Here is a 16,443-nt window from a genome sequence, read left to right as displayed (position 1 = left end):
GAACGCAGGGCGCGGGGCGAGTGTTCGACCATGTCTGTGCTCACCCGACCTGTGAAAGATATTCGCTGTAGAACAGGCCGAGGCCCACCGCGGCGGAGATGCCCGCCAAAATCCAGAACCGGATGATCACCGTGGTTTCGGCCCACTTACTCAACTCGAAGTGATGGTGGAACGGCGCCATCTTGAACAACCGATTGCGCGTGGTGCGGTACACCGCCACCTGCAGCATGACCGATGCCGCCTCGGCGACGAACAGCGCGCCGATCACGGCCATCAGCAGCTCGGTGCGGGTGGTGATCGACAGACCGGCGATCAGGCCGCCGAGCGCCAGCGAACCGGTGTCGCCCATGAAGATTCGCGCGGGTGCGGCGTTCCACCACAGGAATCCGATGCACGCGGCGGCCGCGGCGGCGCAGACCAGGGCAAGGTCGAGCGGGTCGCGCACGTTGTAGCACCCGGCCTCGGGGCTGGTGGAGCAGGAATTGCGGTACTGCCAGAAGGTGATGATCACGTACGCGCCGAGCAGCAGGCTCATCGAACCGGCCGCGAGACCGTCGAGGCCGTCGGTCAGGTTGACCGCGTTGGACCAGGCCACCACCAGGAACAGCACCCAGACGACGAAGATGATCGCGCCCATCGACACGGTGTTCCAGTCGCGCACATAAGACAGGTGCTTGCTGGCCGGGCTGAGCCCGTCGGTGCTGCGGAACTGCAGGGCCAGCACCGCGAAGATGACCGCCGCGGCGGTCTGCCCGATGTACTTGCCCGCGGCCGAGAGCCCGAGGTTGCGCTGCTTGCGCAGCTTGATGAAGTCGTCGAGGAACCCGACGATGCCGAGCGCGGTGGTGAGCCCGAGCACGAGCAGACCCGACGCCGTCGGACCTTCCGCGTCGTAGCCGATACCGATCAGGTGCGAGCCGAGATAGCCCGCCCACATGCCGATCAGGATCGCGACACCGCCCATGGTCGGCGTGCCGCGCTTGGCCTGGTGACTGGCCGGACCGTCGACCCGGATCTCCTGGCCGAAGCCCTGTCTGGCGAACACCCGAACCAGCAACGGCGTCAGCAGGATCGACACCGCCAGTGCGATCCCCGCCGCGAACAGAATTTGCCTCATCGAGCTGTATTACCTTCCGCTGCCCCGGTCAGGTGCTCGGCGACGGCCCACAGGCCCACCGCCTTCGACGCCTTGACCAGTACCACATCGCCTGCGGCGATCTCGTCGTCGAGCAGCGCGATCGCCGCGTCGATATCGGGAACGAGGATCGATTCCTCGCCCCATGAGCCTTCCATTACCGCTCCCTGGTGCATCCCGTGGGAGGGTCGTCCGGTGCCGACCACGATCAACCGGTCGACGTCGAGGCGCACGGCCAGGCGTCCGATCGCGTCGTGTTCGATCACCGAGGTGTCGCCGAGTTCGCCCATCTCGCCGAGCACGGCCCAGCTGCGCCGGGGCTCGTCGGCCGATTTCGCCAGGGTGACCAGCGCTTTGAGCGCCGCGCGCACCGAGTCGGGGTTGGCGTTGTAGGAGTCGTTGATGACTGTGACGCCCGCGGGGGTGGTCGTCACGTCCATCCGGCGGACCGAGGCCGCGGTGGCGCCGGACAGCGCCTGGGCGACGGTCGCCAGATCGGCGCCGCATTCGAGGGCGACGGCCGCGGCGGCCAGGGCGTTGCCGACCTGGTGTTCGCCGTGCACCGCGAGTCGCACCGGGATCGATTCGCCGCCCACGTGCAGGGTGAAGTGGGCGCGGGCCTGGTCGTCGGTGATCACATCGGTGGCGCGGATATCCGCGTCACCGGACAGGCCAACCTTCACTACACGCGCCTTGGTTCGAGACGCCATGGCCGAGACATTGGGGTCGTCGGCGTTGAGCACGGCCAGCCCCTCGGCGGGCAGTGCCTCGACGAGTTCGCCCTTGGCCTGCGCGATCGCCTCGCGGCTACCGAATTCGCCGAGGTGGGCGGTGCCGACGTTGAGCACGACGCCGATCCGGGGCGGCGCGATGCGGGCCGCGGCGGCGATGTGGCCGACTCCGCGAGCCGACAGTTCGAGCGCGAGAAACTTGGTGTCCAGACCGGCGCGCAGGGCAGTCCACGGGTGGCCGAGTTCGCTGTTGAACGAGCCGGGCGGGGCGATCACCGGACCCAGCGGCGCCAGCACGGCGGCCAGCAGATCCTTGGTCGAGGTCTTGCCGGAGGACCCGGTGACGCCGACGACGGTGAGACCGGTGCGCTCGGCCAGCCTCTCGGTGCTGACCCGCGCCAGCTCGGCCAGCGCGGCCAGCACGGCCGCGCCGGAGCCGACGCTGTCATCGTGGCTGAGCGCCACCGACGTCCCCGGAACTGCGCCGAGGTTGGGGGCCACGACGATGGCGGGCACGCCGACCGGGCGAGCCGCGAGTACCGCGACCGCCCCGGCGGCGATCGCGGTGGCCGCGTAGTCGTGTCCGTCGGAGTTGGCGCCGGGTAGGGCGAGGAACAGATCGCCGGAACCGATTCGGCGCGAATCGAATTCGACCGAACCGGTCACCAGTGCCTGGGGGTCGGGTACGTCGTGCAGCTCGCCGCCGACGACGTCCGCGATCTCCCGCAGTGTCATCTCGATCATGAAACCGTCAAGTCCTCCGAGTCCGTGTGCGGACTGTGTCGTATCCGCAGGGCATCCAGCGCCGCCGCGACCACCTCGCGGTCGTCGAAGGGATGCTTGACGCCCTTGATCTCCTGGCCCGCCTCGTGGCCCTTGCCCGCGACGAGCACCACATCGCCCGCGCGCGCCCAGGCGAGTGCGGCGCCGATGGCCACCGCGCGGTCGCCGATCTCGCGAATCTCGCCGCGGTCGGTGGCCGGCAGTTCGTGCGCACCGGCCACCACGGCGGATCTGATGGCCGCCGGGTCCTCGGTGCGTGGGTTGTCGTCGGTGACGATCAGCAGGTCGGCGCGTGCGGCCGCGGCGCCCATGAGCGGGCGTTTGGCCACGTCCCGGTCGCCACCGGCGCCGAGCACGACGGCCAGCCTGCCCACGCCCGCTTCGGTGAGGTGGCCGCGCAGAGTGGTCACCACGGATTCGATGGCGGCGGGCTTGTGCGCGTAGTCGACGACGGCGAGGAAGTCCTGGCCGCGCTCGACGCGCTGCATCCGGCCCGGCACGTCGACGACGGCCAGCGCCGGAGCGACGATCGCCGGGTCGACGCCCGCCGCGGCGCAGGTCGCGACCGCCAGCAGCGCGTTGGCGACGTTGTAGCGCCCCGGCAGGCGCAGGCGCACCGTCAGTTCGCCGTCGGGTCCGGCGGCGGTGAACTCCTGCTCGCCGCCGGTGGTCTTGATGTCGCCGCTGACCTGCCAGGTCGCCGCGCCGGTGGTCGACACGGTGACCGGCTCGACCAGATCACCGGCCAGGCGGGTGCCCCATTCGTCGTCGACGCAGATCACCGCGGTGCGCGCGGCAATCGGCGAATCCGCGTCGAACAGCCGACGTTTCGCCGCGAAGTAGTCCTCGAAGTCCTTGTGGAAGTCGAGATGATCCTGGGAGAGATTGGTGAACGCGCCGACCGCGAATCGCACACCGTCGACGCGGCCCAGCGCGAGCGCGTGGCTCGACACCTCCATCACGACCGCGTCCACGCCCTGCTCGACCATCGCGGCGAACATCGCGTGCAGCTGCGGCGCCTCGGGCGTGGTGAGCGCACTCGGCACCCGCTGCCCGCCGATCCGCGTTTCGATGGTGCCGATCAGCCCGGTGGACAATCCGGCCGCGGCCAGACCGGCTTCCACCAGATACGAGGTGGTGGTCTTGCCCGAGGTGCCGGTGATGCCGATGATGCGCAGCCGATCGCTGGGGTGGCCGTAGATCTCGGCGGAGAGTTCGCCGAGTACCGCGCGGGGCTGCTCGCGCACCAGCACGGGCACCGCGACGTCGCCGATCAGCTCGGCGCCCGCGGCATCGGTGAACACGGCGACCGCGCCGTTCGCGATCGCGTCGGCGGCGAATCGGGCGCCGTGCGAGTTCGCGCCGGGAAGCGCGGCGAACAGGTCACCGGCGCGCACCGCGTTGGAGCGCTGCTCGATGCCGGTGACCGTCACCTCGGCGGACGCCGAGGGCACCGTCGTGGCACCGGCGAGGTCCGCCACGGCCTGCAGCGACGTCGACAGCGGAGTGGTTGGCCGGAGCGCGTGCGGGCTGGACTGCGCGGGCACAAGGCTCCTCTCTGAGAGTGATCGAGCGCGTGGGCGAGACGAGCAGTCAGGTTACCGACGCGCGGTGTCGGTCGGACAACGCGGGTTGAGTTAATCGGTGTTCTCGGCCCGCCCGCCTCCGGACTGAGTACAGGGTGCGACGAAGGGGCCGAGAACTGCGGCATCAGCCGTTATGACACCGCCTCCAGCACCAGTCGCTTGGGATCCGGAGAGGGCGGCACCCGGTCGCGCTGCAACGCCCAGGAGGCGATGCTGTGGAACAGCGGTGCGGCCGAGCCGCCGCCGGTGCCGTCGGAGCTGCGTACGGGCGCGTCGAGCATCATGCCGATCACGTAGCGGGGGTTGTCGGCGGGCGCCATCCCGGCGAACGTGCTGTAGAACGACGAGGTCGAATAGCAGCGGCACGCGGGGTCGACCTTCTGTGCGGTGCCGGTCTTGCCCGCCACCTGGTACCCCTCGATCGAGGCGGGTGCGCCGGTGCCCATCTGGACGCCCATCGGGTCCTTCTGCACGGTCGCCTGGAACAGCTCACGCAGGGTGTGCGCGGTCTGCGGGCTGACCACGCGTACGCCGTCGGGTTGCAGTTCCTCGGTGCGGGTGCCGTCGGGGGCGACCTTGGCCTTGACGATGCGCGGCGGGATCCGCAGGCCGTCGTTGGCGATGGCCTGGTACATGGCGGTCATCTGCAGGGTCGTCATCGAGAGTCCCTGGCCGATGGGCAGATTCGCGAAGGAACCGCCGGACCACTGGTCGCGGGCGGGTACCTGGCCGCCGCTCTCGCCGGGCAGGCCGACGCCGGTGCGCTGGCCGAGCCCGAAACGGGTGACCATGTCGGCGAAGCGGTCCTCGCCCACCCGCTGGGCGAGCATGAGAGTGCCGACGTTGGACGACTTTCCGAAGATGCCGGTGGTCGTATAGGGCGCGACGTCGTGCTGCCACGCGTCGTTCACCGTGACGCCCGACATGCGGATCGAGCCCGGCACCTGGAGTACTTCGTCGGGGGTGGTCACGCCGTATTCGATGGCGGCCGCCGCGGTGACGATCTTGTTCACCGAGCCGGGTTCGAAGGGTTCGGAGACCGAGGGGTTGCCCATCTTGCCCGAGGCCCAGTGGTTCGGGCCCAGTGCGGGATTGAAGGTGCCGTCGTTGGCCATCGCGAGCACCTGGCCGGTCTTGGCGTCGAGCACCACCGCCGAGGCGGAGGACGCGCCGGACACCTGTTTGGCCTGTTGCACCTGCTGCTGCACGTAGTACTGCAGGTCCGCGTCGAGGGTCAGCTCGACGCCGTAGCCGTTCACCGCGGGCTGCAGGTCGCGGTAGCTGCCGGGGATCACCGCACCGTCGGAACCCTGGTCGTAGGTGCGCGAACCGTCGGTACCCGACAGCACCGAGTCCAGTGCCGATTCCAGCCCCATCTGACCGTGCCGGTCGCCGCCGATCGCGCCGACGACATTGGACGCCAGCGAGCCACCGGGGTACTCGCGCAGGTCCTGCCGTTCGGCGCCGACCTCCGGGAACTTGGCGGTGATCTCGGCGGCCACGCGCGGATCGACGTTCTTGGCCAGATAGTGGAACTTCTTGTCGCTGCGCAGTTTATCGAGCAGTTCCTGCTCGGTCGGTGCGCCGAGCTTGTCGTGGATGAACTTCGCGATGTCCTCGAGCCGCTGCTCCGGGTCCGGCGCGCTGGGCTTGAGCTTCTTGGCCTCGGCCAGTTGCTCGCGCACCGTCACCGGCTGGAAGGTCAGGGCTTTCACGGTGAGGGTGAAGGCGAGCTGGTTGCCGTGCCGGTCGGTGATGGGGCCGCGCACGGCCGCCTCGGTGGCCTTGATGGTGCGCTGCGAGGCCGCCTGCGCCGACAGCGCGGGAGCGGCGAGACTCTGAATGTAGAGCAGCTGCAACGCGACCACGGCCAACGTGGCCAGCAGGGTGACCCGGCCGACGCCGAGGCGCAGGCGGATCGGCCGGTCCGGCGAGAGCGAGCCTGCGCGGCGGGCCCTCGACGAGACCGGCCCGCGTCGCTGCTGCGACGCGGGCCCGCTCTGCTTCATCGAGGACCATCCTGCGATTCGACGACCTGCGGCTGTTCACTCGGCGGTCCGGCCGAGGGGGCTCGTGGACCGGGGGTCGGAGCCGCGGCGCCCGGTAAGGGCGCACCGGCCGGAATCGCCGGGTCGGCCACGACATCCGGTGCGAGCAGTGGAGTGTCGGCCGAGACCAGTGGTTCACCCTGACCTGCGACGTCGATGCGATCGGGCACGGTCGCCGGGGCGAGCGGGGCCGGGGCAGCGCCGTCCACCGGAGCGGGGACTTCACCGTTCGCCGAGGCCGGCGCCTGACCGTTCGCCGGGGCGGGGACGGCCGCTTCGACCGGGGCGGGAGCGACCGGAGCCGGGGCCGGAGCGGCCGCGGGCTGCGGCGCGCTCACGATGGGGGCCGTCGGCGCGGGCGGAGAGGCGAGCACGTTCGCCGGAACGCTGGTGGGCGCGGCACCGGTGGGCGCGCTCGGACTCGCGGTGGCCGCACCCGGCTGCACCGGAACCACCCGCTCACCCTGCGCCTGGGCATGTCCCGGCGCCGGGGTGTTCGGGGCGGTGGTCGGCGGACCGTTCAGCGGCGGCACCGGCGCACCCTGTGCGGGCGTCGGGTTACCGATCACGGTGACCTCGCCATCGGCGCCGATCACCAGCCGGGCCGGATCCTTCGCGGGGATCATGCCGAGTTCACGTGCGCGGGAGGCCAATTCGGGAGCGGAATCGGCGGCGGCGACCTCGCGCTGCAGCGCGGCCCGCTCGTCGGCGAGCTTGCGGTTGACCGTCCTGGCGTCACCGAGCTGGTAGCTGTCCTCGGCGGCACGGGTGGTGAGCAACAGGGTCAGGGCGAGGCCGCAGCCGAGCAGTCCGATGATCGCGGTGACGAACGGGATCCGGCCCGCCATCGTCGAGGCGCGTTCGGGCAGTTCGATGCCGTCGAGCAGCTGTTCTCTGGTGCGCTTGCGGGCGTAGGCCCGCTGTGCCGCACCGGACTTCACTCGTTCGGCCGCCTCGACGCGCCGGGCCGTCTTGCTCGGCACCGCGACTGTGCTCGTCCGCACGCTCATCGTGTCCCCTCCTGTGTCCTCCCTGACCTCTCCGCGATTCGTTCGGCCGCGCGCATCCGCACCGGCGCGGATCGCGGATTGACCTCGATCTCGGACTCGGTCGCTTTTTCCGCTCCACGGGTCAGCATCCGGAATTCCGGTCCCATGCCGGGCAGTTCGACCGGCAGGTCCATCGGCGACCGGGACACGATCCGTGGCGCGAGTTCGTGTTTGACCAGCCGGTCTTCGAGCGACTGGTACGACATGACGCAAATCCGTCCGCCCACACGCAGTGAATCCAGTGCCGCGGGCAAGGCTGCCCGCAGCGAGTCGAGCTCACCGTTGACCTCCACCCGCAGCGCCTGGAACGAGCGCTTGGCCGGATGTCCGCCGGTGCGGCGCGCCGCGGCCGGAATGGTCGCGTAGAGCACCTCGACGAGTTCGGCGCTGGTGGTGAACGGCTTGACCGCCCGCCTGCGCAGCACCTCCGAGGCGATCTTGCCCGCGAACCGTTCGTCGCCATAGGTTTTCAGCACCCTGGCCAGGTCGCCGTGGCTGTAGGTGTTGAGCACGTCGGCCGCGGTGATCCCGGTCGTCGGGTCCATCCGCATGTCCAGCGGCGCGTCGACGGAGTAGGCGAAGCCGCGTTCGGCCTCGTCCAGCTGCATCGACGACACTCCCAGGTCCATGAGAACGGCTGAGACGGAACCGGTTTCGTCCAGGCCCGCTTCGGCCAGGGCCGCCGGGATCCCGTCGTAGCGGGTGTGCACCAACGTGATCCGGTCGGCATAGGGCGCCAGACGCTCGCCCGCCATGCGTAACGCGGTGGTGTCGCGGTCGAGACCGACCAGACGCGCTTGCGGGTAGGTGCGCAGGAAATGCTCGGCGTGCCCGCCCAATCCGAGCGTCGCGTCGATGTAGACCGCGCCCGGTTCGCTCAGCGCGGGGCCGAGCAGATCGTCGGCGCGCTCGAGCAGAACCGGCACATGACGGGGGTTCTCGGCGTCATGGTTCACCTCGACCTCCCGGGATACTGCCTCGCGTCGCAGACGGGTCGCCTTGCCACACAGTGCTTTTCGAATGAGTGCTTGTCGAACGAGTTGATGCGAATGCTTCGAGGTCTCTGACCGGGGCAAGGCACCTGGCGTCGGGGAAGTACGTCAGGGTCCACGCCCGGGCAGAGGCCTCGCAGCACTCGCGTGCTCCGGGTCAGAAGATTCCGCCCAGCGACTCGTCTCCGGCTTGCGCGTAGTCCTCCTCGTGTTCTTCGAGGTAGGTCTCCCACGCCTGCTTATCCCATATCTCGAGGAAGTCGACCGAACCGATCACCACGCAATCCCGCGAGAGGTTCGCATAGCGCCGATGGTCCGGCGACAGCGTGATCCGGCCCTGTGCGTCCGGACGTTGCTCGTCGGTGCCCGCCGCCAGCGCTCGAACGAAAGCCCTTGCCTGCGGGTTGCTTCGGGACGCCGACGCGGCTCGCCGCGCGAGCGCGGTGAACTCGTCTTTCGGATACACGGCCAGGCTGTGGTCTTGGCCTTTCGTGACCATCAACCCTCCCGCCAGATCGTCTCGAAACTTCGCAGGCAACGTCAGCCGCCCTTTGTCGTCCAATCGGGGGGTGTAGGTACCGAGGAACATCTCGGCCACCTCCCTACTGGATTCACCTCGCCGTACGGCCTCTCCTGTAGTGCGCGACCCACATTACCCCACTTTCCCCCACTTTCAATCGAAACCCTGAGTGATCCTGCTCCCCGCCAACACAATTCCGCAGGTCATCCCAGCTATCACTGAGATTCGCGGTTATCCCGTGTTCGGGCAACCCGCGCGGGTCGGCAACCCCTCGTTCCGACAACGTTCAGCAAACATCGCAGGTGCGACGTCGGTCGAGTGACCGGATGGGGGAAGTGTGGGGAGCGGTGGGGAAGGTGGGGGAACCGCCCTGGCCTCGCGTTCTGTCGAGCGCCGGGCCCATAGACGCACGAAAGCGGCGCCGCACCCGTGCTGGATGTGACGCCGCCGTCGTAGTCGGCTAGGTCTGAGCTACTCCTGCTCGAACCGTCGTCGGAATCGGTCTTCCATTCGCTCGGAGAAGCCGCCGGACTTGCGTTGGCGACCACCTCGGGCCGGGTGCCCCGTGGTCGGGCCGCTGCCCGCCGCGGGGGGCTCGGTCGCGTCCGGTCGGGCGGCGCGACGCGAGTTGCCGATCATCAACAGGACACCAGCGCCGAACATGGCGATGAATCCGACGAGACTGATGATCGGGAAACCGCCCGGCTTGAACGGGGCGGCGATGCCGGCGACGAGCAGAAACAGGCCGACGGCGAACAAAGCCGCAGCCTGAAGTCTACGTCGACTCGACGTGGAGCGAAGTCGTCCGCCGCGGACGGACGAGGCGAACTTCGGATCCTCAGCATAGAGAGCGCTCTCGATCTGTTCGAGCATGCGCTGCTCGTGCTCGGAGAGTGGCACGGTACCTCCCCCGGCACTAGGCGTGGCTGGTCGCCTCCGGGTAGGCGACGGGTAGCCGACCTTGGCGGCTATCTGCTCCCCATGATACGAGTTCGATCGGTGGCGTACCACCTACTCGGTCATAACTAAGCGGTCATGTCGCGGCCACGACTCGGCTGCGGGAGGCTCTTAGCCGCGGCTACCAGCGCATCGTCGACGTCGTAGAGGAATGCGCCCACCCGTGAGCAGAACTCGTCGGCTTGTGTGTCAGTGATCGCGCGGTCCAATCCGGCCTCCAACGCGGCCCGTAATTGCGAGTGCGCCTCGAAGTAGTCGGCCCACATCACGAACTCCGGGCTGGCGCGTCTCAGTAACACCCAGGCGCTGCGCGACCGTGCTCGCGGCGCGCGATCGGCGCCGGTGAGCGCGATCATCGAGCCCGCGCCGCGCAGCGCGGCCAGGTACGCGGTGCGGAACCGCTCCCCCGGTTCGTGCTCCCAGGCGGAATCGGTGAGCAGCGCATCGGCTTGGCGTAGTAGTCCGCCGGCGCGCCCGTCGTGGCCCGCGTGCGCTCGACCATCGTTGTGACCAGCCATCTGCTGCCCCTTTCGCCCCTCGCACTGATCGAACTAACATTCGAACGTTTGAATTGAGATTGAATATAGGGACACCCACCGACAACTTTCCGCGTTCGCGCGCCATCGACGAGAGCCATGACAGCCGTCAAGCCGAATCACACCCCCGCACCCGTCATCGTCGACCTCAGCGTCGCCGCCCTGCGCGCACGCCTGCACGACGCCCTGTCGGTCTATGTCGCCGCCATGGACTACCCCCGTGGCACCGAGCATCACCGCGCCCCGATGTGGACCGAACACACCACCAGGGCCGGCTGGCGGGCGGTGGCCGCGGTGCTGCCCGACGATGCGGGCGGCGTCGACCTGCGCACCGCGCCGATCCTGGCGATCGCCTACGGCTACAGCGGTGCGCCGCGGCAGTGGTGGCACCAGCAGGTACAGACCGGAATGCGACGCTGCGGATGGCCCGACGCCGCTGCCCGCGACCTGCTCGCCGACTATTTCGAACTCACCGAGCTGCACGTGCACCCGGCGGCGCAGGGCCGTGGGATCGGCGCGCGCTTGCTCGAGCGATTGCTGGCCGACCGCGCCGAGGCCGCGGTGCTGCTGTCGACGCCGGAAGTCCCGGAGGAGGCGAATCGGGCCTGGAAGTTGTACCGGCGGGCCGGATTCACCGATGTGATCCGCAATTTCGTGTTCGCGGGCGATACCCGGCCGTTCGCCATCCTCGGGCGCAGGCTCCCGATGCCGCCCACGTACCCGTGACGACGGTGGTGGTCGGATCCGGCCACAACGCGCTGGTCGCGGCCTGTTATCTGGCGCGGGCCGGGCAGCGGGTGCAGGTGCTGGAGCGCGACGAGGTGCCCGGTGGCGCGGTGTCTACGGTGGCGCGGTTCCCCGGCCATCTCGTTGATCGTGGATCTTCGGCGCACATCATGATCCGGCACACCGGGATCATCGAGGAGCTCGAGCTCGAACGGTTCGGGTTGCGCTATCTCGACTGTGATCCATGGGGCTTCACACCGTCCGACGGTGCGCGCCCGCCGATCGTGTTCCACCGTGATCTCGACGAGACGTGCGCCTCGATCGCGGCCGCCTGCGGTGTCAAGGACGCTGACGCATACCGCCGCTTCGTCGGGGTGTGGGGCGAGCGCAGCGCCCGGGTGATGCGGTCGTTCGGCGGACCGCCGACGCCGGGCAGGCTCGTTCGCTCGTTCTGGGGGCTGGACGCGCGGGCCGGCGGATCGGCGTTGTCGCGGGAGTTCTTGCAGTCCGGCGACGCGCTGCTGGACTTCTGGTTCGACGACGAACGCCTCAAGGCGTCGCTCGCGTGGTTCGGCGCGCAGTCGGGTCCGCCGATGTCGGAGCCGGGGACGGCGCCGATGGCCGGGTTCGCCGCGCTCATGCATACAGTGCCGCCCGGACGCGCGGTGGGCGGAAGTGGGGCGCTCAGCGCGGCGTTGATCGCGCGCCTGCGTGCCGACGGTGGCGAACTGCACACCGGCGACGCCGTCACCTCGCTGCGCCGATCCGGCAGCGGGTGGCAGGTGACCACCGAATCGGGCCGGACACTGCACGCCGACACGGTGATCGCGGGCTCCCACATCCTGTCGACGCTCGACCTGCTGCGCGCGGGCGATTTCGACCCCACGGTCCTCGACGACTGGCAGCGCCGCATCCGAGTCGGGCCCGGCATCGGCATGGTGGTGCGCCTGGCCACCGACCGGCTACCCGAGTACCCCGGCGCCTCCCCTGCCGAATCCGCCCGTGGTCTGCAGTTCCTCGTCTCCGACCGCCGACAGCTTCGACTTGCTCACGGCGCGGCCATGGCCGGTTCGCTGCCGCCGCGCCCGGTGGTGCTGGCGATGAGTTTCAGCGCGCTCGACCCGTCCATCGCGCCCGCGGGCGAACATCAGCTATCGCTGTGGGCGCAATGGCATCCCTATGAGCTCGCCGACGGCGGCGACTGGGCAGCACACGCCGAGCACGAGGCCGACCGGATCATCGCCGAGGTCGACAGGTACGCCCCGGGGTTCACCTCGTCGGTGCTCGCACGATTCGTGCAGACGCCGGTGGATCTCGAGCGGGAGATGGGTCTGCGCGGCGGCAACGTCATGCACGTGGAGATGTCGCTCGATCAGATGATGCTGTGGCGGCCGCTGCCCGAGCTGTCGGGCCAGCGCGTCCCCGGCGCTCCCGGTTTGTACCTGACCGGCGCATCCACCCATCCCGGCGGCGGAGTCTCCGGAGCCAGCGGGCGCAGCGCGGCCCGGCTGGTCCTCGGCGACGGGCGCAAGCGCCGGTTCACGCTGCTGCGCAAGCGATGAAGGCATGCCCGCCACACCGCCGGAGTCGGCTCCACGACGGCACCGGGTCGACAGTTCGGCGGTATCGGTGACCGGCACGGTTCTCGACACAGGTCGTCGTACCGTCGCCGCGATCCGCGCCTGGTTGCGCGTCGATCCACGCCGGGCGATCCCGGCCGTGACCGCGCTGGCCCTGGTGCTCGTGCAGATCACCTACCCGTTGAGTGCCGGGGTCGCGCGCGACCGGATCACCGTCGCGGTGGTGGTGCTGTCCGCCGCGACCGCCTTGCTGCACGCGGCGACGACGCGCGGAGTGCGCTGGGCCACCGGGTTCTTCGTCGTCGTGTCCGGTCTGGGGCTCACCGCCGAAATCGTCGGCACCGCGACCGGATTCCCGTTCGGCAGCTACGCCTATGCCGTCGATCGGCTCGGGCCCGCGTTCGCCGATGTGCCGCTGGCGGTGCCGTTGGCGTGGACCGGCGGGCTGTACCCGATCTGGATCGTCGCGGGCATGCTCGTGTCCCGCGCGCACCCGTCGAGCACGCATAGCCCGGGTCGGTCCGGATCCCTGCATGCGCGGGCGTCCAGCGCGTCGAACGCTCGACTGCTCAGCCGGTCGAATGTCGGGCGTGCGGGGCTGTTCGTCCTCGGGGCGGTCGGCTGGGATCTGTTCCTCGATCCGCAGATGGTGGCCGACGGCCAATGGACCTGGTCGGTCACCGACGCAGGCCTGCCGGGCATCCCCGAGATCCCGTACACCAATTACCTGGGATGGGCGCTCGTCGCCGCGGTCATGGCAGTGCTTCTCACCCTGCTCGATCATTTCCCGCCGCCGCCGCGCGACCCGTCGGTGGCGGTCCCGGTCGCGGTGTTCGGGTGGACCTGGCTCGGTTCGGCCCTCGCGCACGCGGTGTTCCTCGGCCTTCCCGCGTCGGCGATCTGGGGGTTCATCGGCCTCGGCGTGCTCGGAATCCCGTTGTTTCTGCGTGCGCGGACCGGGCGACACGCGTTCTGAGCGGCCGAGCCCGCCGCGACACACCCCCGATTCCGGGCGAAAATGCCTGATCGGCACGGGTGGGCGGTGCGTGCTGGGCCCGTCGTGTGGGCTCTGGGGCCTGAGCCTGGCACGATGTCAACCGTGCAGCCGAGTCCCGTCGCCGACATGCCCGTTCCTTCGCCGCGTCGTTCCGTGCCCGCGCGGCGCGTCGCGGCCGTTGCCGTCCTGCTGGCACTGCTCGTGCCCGCGCTGGCCGGGTGCCTGCGTGTGCAGGTGTCGATGGGGGTGTCGTCGAACGATCGCGTGTCGGGACGGATCGTCGCCGCGGTGGTGCCTACGGGGCCTGAGGACAAGGGGCCCCAGCTGAAGGCGCCGGAGCAGTTGGCGGCGAAGGTGCGGGTGGAGAACTACAACCAGGACGGGTACATCGGTACCCAGGTGTTCTTCGACGATCTGTCCTTCGGCGAGGTCGGCCAGCTCGGTGGCCTGTCGGATCAGACGCAGGGCATGTTCACCCTCGAATTCCAGCGCAGTGGCGATCTGGTGAGTCTGACCGGGCGGGTCGACCTGGAATCGGTGCCGCCGCACGGCTCGGACGTGCAGTTCTCCGTCGCGTTCCCGGCCCGCGTCGCCAAGACCAACGGCACCCGTGAGACCACCGACAGCGAGAACACCGTGTCGTGGAAGCTGCCCGCGGGCGAGGTGTCGACCATGCGCGCCGAGGTGAAGTACGCCGACCCCAACACCCGCTCGTTCGCGGGCTGGGCGGGCATCGTCGGCGGTATCACCCTCGCGGTGGCCGCGCTGATCGCGGGCCTGGCGTTCCGCGACCGCAACCCCGGCCCGCCGAACGCACCGCGCGGCGGTTTCTCCCCCTCGGAGATGTGGCGCGAAATCTCCAGTCGCAGACTGGGCCGCTGACATGAGCGCGGCGGCCCGCTACCTGACCTGGGCGGGCACCGGTCTGGCCACGCTGGGCGCGGCCACCGCCGCTTACAACCTGGTCACCTTGCGCACCCTGCCGCGCGGGGTGGCGGGCGTGATCGAACCGGTCACGGTGTGCGTCCCCGCTCGCGACGAGGCGCAGCGCCTGCCCGCGCTGATCGCCGACCTTCGCGCGCAGGTGGGCGTCCCCCGCCTGAGCGTGCTGATCCTCGACGACGCGTCCACCGACGGCACCTACGAAGCCGCACTCGACGCGATCGCCGACGACGAGCGCTTCACCGTCCTGCGTTCGGCCGCCCACCCCGCCCCCGGCTGGACCGGCAAAGCCGCCGCGTGCGCGCGCTTGGCCGCCCGCACCGACGCGGCCGCTCTGGTCTTCGTCGACGCGGACGTGCGCCTGGCCCCCCACGCGATCGCCGCGGCGGTGACCGAATTGCGCAGGCGCGGAGCAGGTCTGGTCTCGGCGTGGCCGATACAGGAAGCCGGTTCGACCGCCGAGCGCCTGATCCAACCGCTGCTGGCCTGGTCGTGGGCCTCGACCCTGCCCATCGGCCCCGCCAACCACAGCCTGCGCCCGTCCACCGCCGTAGCGTGCGGCCAGTTCCTCGCCGTCGACGCCGCGGCCTACCGCGCCGGCGGCGGCCACGCGGCCGTAGCAGCCAGCGCCACCGAGGATCTGGACCTGGCCCGCGCCATCCGCCGAGCAGGCCACCGCACCGCCCTGGTGACCGCGGGCCCCGCCGCGAGCACCCGAATGTATACCGGCGCCACCGAACTCACCGACGGCTACACCCGCTGGCTGTGGTCGGCCTACGGCGGCCGCCGCGACACCGGCGCAGCCATCGCAATCCTCGCCGCCCTCGCCTATTGGATTCCCCCCCTCGCCGCGATCCTCGGCCGAGGCCGAACCCGCCGCGCGGGCCTGCTCGGCTACCTGGCCGCCGTCACGAGCCGCCTCACCGCCCGCACCATCGAAACCCGCAAGCCCCCCACCGGACCCGACCTCGCCTCAGCCGCGGCACACCCCCTGTCAGTGGCCCACTACCTCAGCCTGTGGACCCGCTCCCACCACCGCCACCGCACCGGCAGCCTGCGCTGGAAACAGCGCCCCCTGGTAACCCCCGAAGACTCGCTAGCCCACCACGCCTGACCAGCAGTTCTGCCACACCGAGCACTCCACCGAGCCCCCCGATTCCGCCACGCCCGCTCCCCTCCCCACCTAGCGGACCCCCACATCCGCCGGCTCCCCCACACCCTGGTACCCCATGCCAGTGGTCACATAGACGGCCGTGGCGACACCGAGGCGATCGCCGCGTCGACGATGGCGCAGGCGCACCAAGGCCGCCGAGTGGGTGATGGGCAGGCGCGCACCCGCTCGACCTGGGCGGTGGCACAAGTCCCCCGATGCCCGCACTCCCAACCACACCGCACACCCCGAGCTCGTGGACGGGCATACGCGGGGCCCGACGCCACGCCCGCCTACTCGGCGAGCGCCGTCCACCCCGTCTGCACCCGTCCTCGAACCCCCACCACACCGCACACCCAGCCCGTCCCACTGCGCCCTCGCACTCCCAACCACACCTCACACCAGCCTGTCCCCGCCTCACCCCCTCTCCAACGACCACACCGCACACCGCCCACACCCAGCCTGTCCCCCTCTCCAACAACCCACCGGGCCCACACCCAGCCAGTCCCCCTCTCCAACAACCCACCGGGCCCACACCCAGCCTGTCCCCGTCTTCCACAACCCACCCACCCAACCCACCCACCGCACTCCCGACCCCTAGGGAGGGACGGCCACGAAGTGGCCGGTCCGCGGCCGGGTCGCCGGTCAGGCGCCGGTGCGTAGGCGACGAAGGAGCAAGCACCGGTGCCTGACCGGCGGCCCCTCAGGGCC

General features: G+C 70.2%; 14 protein-coding genes. 5 read left to right on the top strand and 9 right to left on the bottom strand.

What is annotated here, in order from left to right; genetic code table 11:
• Positions 1-40 precede the first annotated feature (40 nt).
• The 9 genes from mraY to ACFVJ5_RS34105 form a co-directional block, all read right to left on the bottom strand.
• Positions 41-1,117, bottom strand: coding sequence for a phospho-N-acetylmuramoyl-pentapeptide-transferase (gene mraY, locus ACFVJ5_RS34145; RefSeq protein WP_379226627.1), 1,077 nt, complete (start codon positions 1,115-1,117; stop codon positions 41-43).
• Complete coding sequence (murF, locus tag ACFVJ5_RS34140) at positions 1,114-2,610, bottom strand: UDP-N-acetylmuramoyl-tripeptide--D-alanyl-D-alanine ligase (protein ID WP_379226625.1); 1,497 nt, start codon at positions 2,608-2,610, stop codon at positions 1,114-1,116. The genes mraY and murF overlap by 4 nt, the downstream gene beginning before the upstream one ends.
• The gene (locus ACFVJ5_RS34135; protein WP_379226623.1) at positions 2,607-4,196 is read right to left on the bottom strand and encodes a UDP-N-acetylmuramoyl-L-alanyl-D-glutamate--2,6-diaminopimelate ligase; all 1,590 of its coding nucleotides are present in this window, start codon (positions 4,194-4,196) and stop codon (positions 2,607-2,609) included. Before ACFVJ5_RS34135 ends, murF begins: the two co-directional genes overlap by 4 nt.
• A gap of 170 nt (positions 4,197-4,366) precedes the next feature.
• Positions 4,367-6,244: a peptidoglycan D,D-transpeptidase FtsI family protein gene (locus tag ACFVJ5_RS34130; RefSeq protein WP_379226621.1), complete on the bottom strand. Its 1,878-nt coding sequence runs from the start codon at positions 6,242-6,244 to the stop codon at positions 4,367-4,369.
• A complete protein-coding gene (locus ACFVJ5_RS34125) occupies positions 6,241-7,293 on the bottom strand; it encodes a hypothetical protein (RefSeq protein WP_379226619.1) in 1,053 nt (350 codons plus the stop codon). Before ACFVJ5_RS34125 ends, ACFVJ5_RS34130 begins: the two co-directional genes overlap by 4 nt.
• Positions 7,290-8,288, bottom strand: a complete 999-nt coding sequence (gene rsmH, locus ACFVJ5_RS34120) for a 16S rRNA (cytosine(1402)-N(4))-methyltransferase RsmH (protein ID WP_358072014.1) — start codon at positions 8,286-8,288, stop codon at positions 7,290-7,292. The genes ACFVJ5_RS34125 and rsmH overlap by 4 nt, the downstream gene beginning before the upstream one ends.
• A 193-nt stretch (positions 8,289-8,481) precedes the next feature.
• A complete protein-coding gene (gene mraZ, locus ACFVJ5_RS34115) occupies positions 8,482-8,913 on the bottom strand; it encodes a division/cell wall cluster transcriptional repressor MraZ (RefSeq protein WP_056816815.1) in 432 nt (143 codons plus the stop codon).
• 402 nt (positions 8,914-9,315) lie between these two features.
• Entirely contained in the window at positions 9,316-9,744 is a 429-nt protein-coding gene (locus tag ACFVJ5_RS34110) for a DUF3040 domain-containing protein (RefSeq protein WP_378636672.1), read from the bottom strand.
• Between the two features lie 125 nt (positions 9,745-9,869).
• Positions 9,870-10,319: an SAV_6107 family HEPN domain-containing protein gene (locus ACFVJ5_RS34105; RefSeq protein ID WP_378636670.1), complete on the bottom strand. Its 450-nt coding sequence runs from the start codon at positions 10,317-10,319 to the stop codon at positions 9,870-9,872.
• 117 nt (positions 10,320-10,436) lie between these two features.
• Here ACFVJ5_RS34105 and ACFVJ5_RS34100 point away from each other — a divergent pair, with 117 nt between their 5' ends.
• From ACFVJ5_RS34100 to ACFVJ5_RS34080, 5 genes are all read left to right on the top strand, one after another.
• The gene (locus ACFVJ5_RS34100) at positions 10,437-11,063 is read left to right on the top strand and encodes a GNAT family N-acetyltransferase (protein ID WP_379226616.1); all 627 of its coding nucleotides are present in this window, start codon (positions 10,437-10,439) and stop codon (positions 11,061-11,063) included.
• Positions 11,060-12,625 carry a phytoene desaturase family protein gene (locus ACFVJ5_RS34095; RefSeq protein ID WP_379226614.1) on the top strand — a complete coding sequence of 522 codons (1,566 nt, stop codon included), beginning with the start codon at positions 11,060-11,062 and terminating at the stop codon, positions 12,623-12,625. Before ACFVJ5_RS34100 ends, ACFVJ5_RS34095 begins: the two co-directional genes overlap by 4 nt.
• A gap of 4 nt (positions 12,626-12,629) precedes the next feature.
• Positions 12,630-13,619 carry a carotenoid biosynthesis protein gene (locus tag ACFVJ5_RS34090; RefSeq protein ID WP_379226612.1) on the top strand — a complete coding sequence of 330 codons (990 nt, stop codon included), beginning with the start codon at positions 12,630-12,632 and terminating at the stop codon, positions 13,617-13,619.
• Positions 13,620-13,766: 147 nt separating this feature from the next.
• Positions 13,767-14,522, top strand: coding sequence for an LppM family (lipo)protein (locus ACFVJ5_RS34085; protein ID WP_379226751.1), 756 nt, complete (start codon positions 13,767-13,769; stop codon positions 14,520-14,522).
• A gap of 1 nt (position 14,523) precedes the next feature.
• A complete protein-coding gene (locus ACFVJ5_RS34080) occupies positions 14,524-15,696 on the top strand; it encodes a glycosyltransferase family 2 protein (protein WP_379226610.1) in 1,173 nt (390 codons plus the stop codon).
• The last annotated feature ends 747 nt before the right edge of the window (positions 15,697-16,443 follow it).

This window comes from Nocardia sp. NPDC127606 (genome assembly GCF_042671725.1).
GTDB lineage: Bacteria > Actinomycetota > Actinomycetes > Mycobacteriales > Mycobacteriaceae > Nocardia.
Note: the sequence above shows the minus strand (reverse complement) of the source record. Positions and strands in the feature narration are given on the sequence as shown.

What these genes read in the sequence shown, in the direction of transcription:
- mraY (WP_379226627.1), bottom strand. Translation starts at nt 1,117, where the DNA reads ATGAGGCAAATTCTGTTCGCGGCGGGGATCGCACTGGCGGTGTCGATC.
- ACFVJ5_RS34085 (WP_379226751.1), top strand. Translation starts at nt 13,767, where the DNA reads ATGCCCGTTCCTTCGCCGCGTCGTTCCGTGCCCGCGCGGCGCGTCGCG.
- ACFVJ5_RS34080 (WP_379226610.1), top strand. Translation starts at nt 14,524, where the DNA reads ATGAGCGCGGCGGCCCGCTACCTGACCTGGGCGGGCACCGGTCTGGCC.
- ACFVJ5_RS34090 (WP_379226612.1), top strand. Translation starts at nt 12,630, where the DNA reads ATGCCCGCCACACCGCCGGAGTCGGCTCCACGACGGCACCGGGTCGAC.
- ACFVJ5_RS34100 (WP_379226616.1), top strand. Translation starts at nt 10,437, where the DNA reads ATGACAGCCGTCAAGCCGAATCACACCCCCGCACCCGTCATCGTCGAC.
- murF (WP_379226625.1), bottom strand. Translation starts at nt 2,610, where the DNA reads ATGATCGAGATGACACTGCGGGAGATCGCGGACGTCGTCGGCGGCGAG.
- ACFVJ5_RS34130 (WP_379226621.1), bottom strand. Translation starts at nt 6,244, where the DNA reads ATGAAGCAGAGCGGGCCCGCGTCGCAGCAGCGACGCGGGCCGGTCTCG.
- ACFVJ5_RS34125 (WP_379226619.1), bottom strand. Translation starts at nt 7,293, where the DNA reads ATGAGCGTGCGGACGAGCACAGTCGCGGTGCCGAGCAAGACGGCCCGG.
- ACFVJ5_RS34105 (WP_378636670.1), bottom strand. Translation starts at nt 10,319, where the DNA reads ATGGCTGGTCACAACGATGGTCGAGCGCACGCGGGCCACGACGGGCGC.
- mraZ (WP_056816815.1), bottom strand. Translation starts at nt 8,913, where the DNA reads ATGTTCCTCGGTACCTACACCCCCCGATTGGACGACAAAGGGCGGCTG.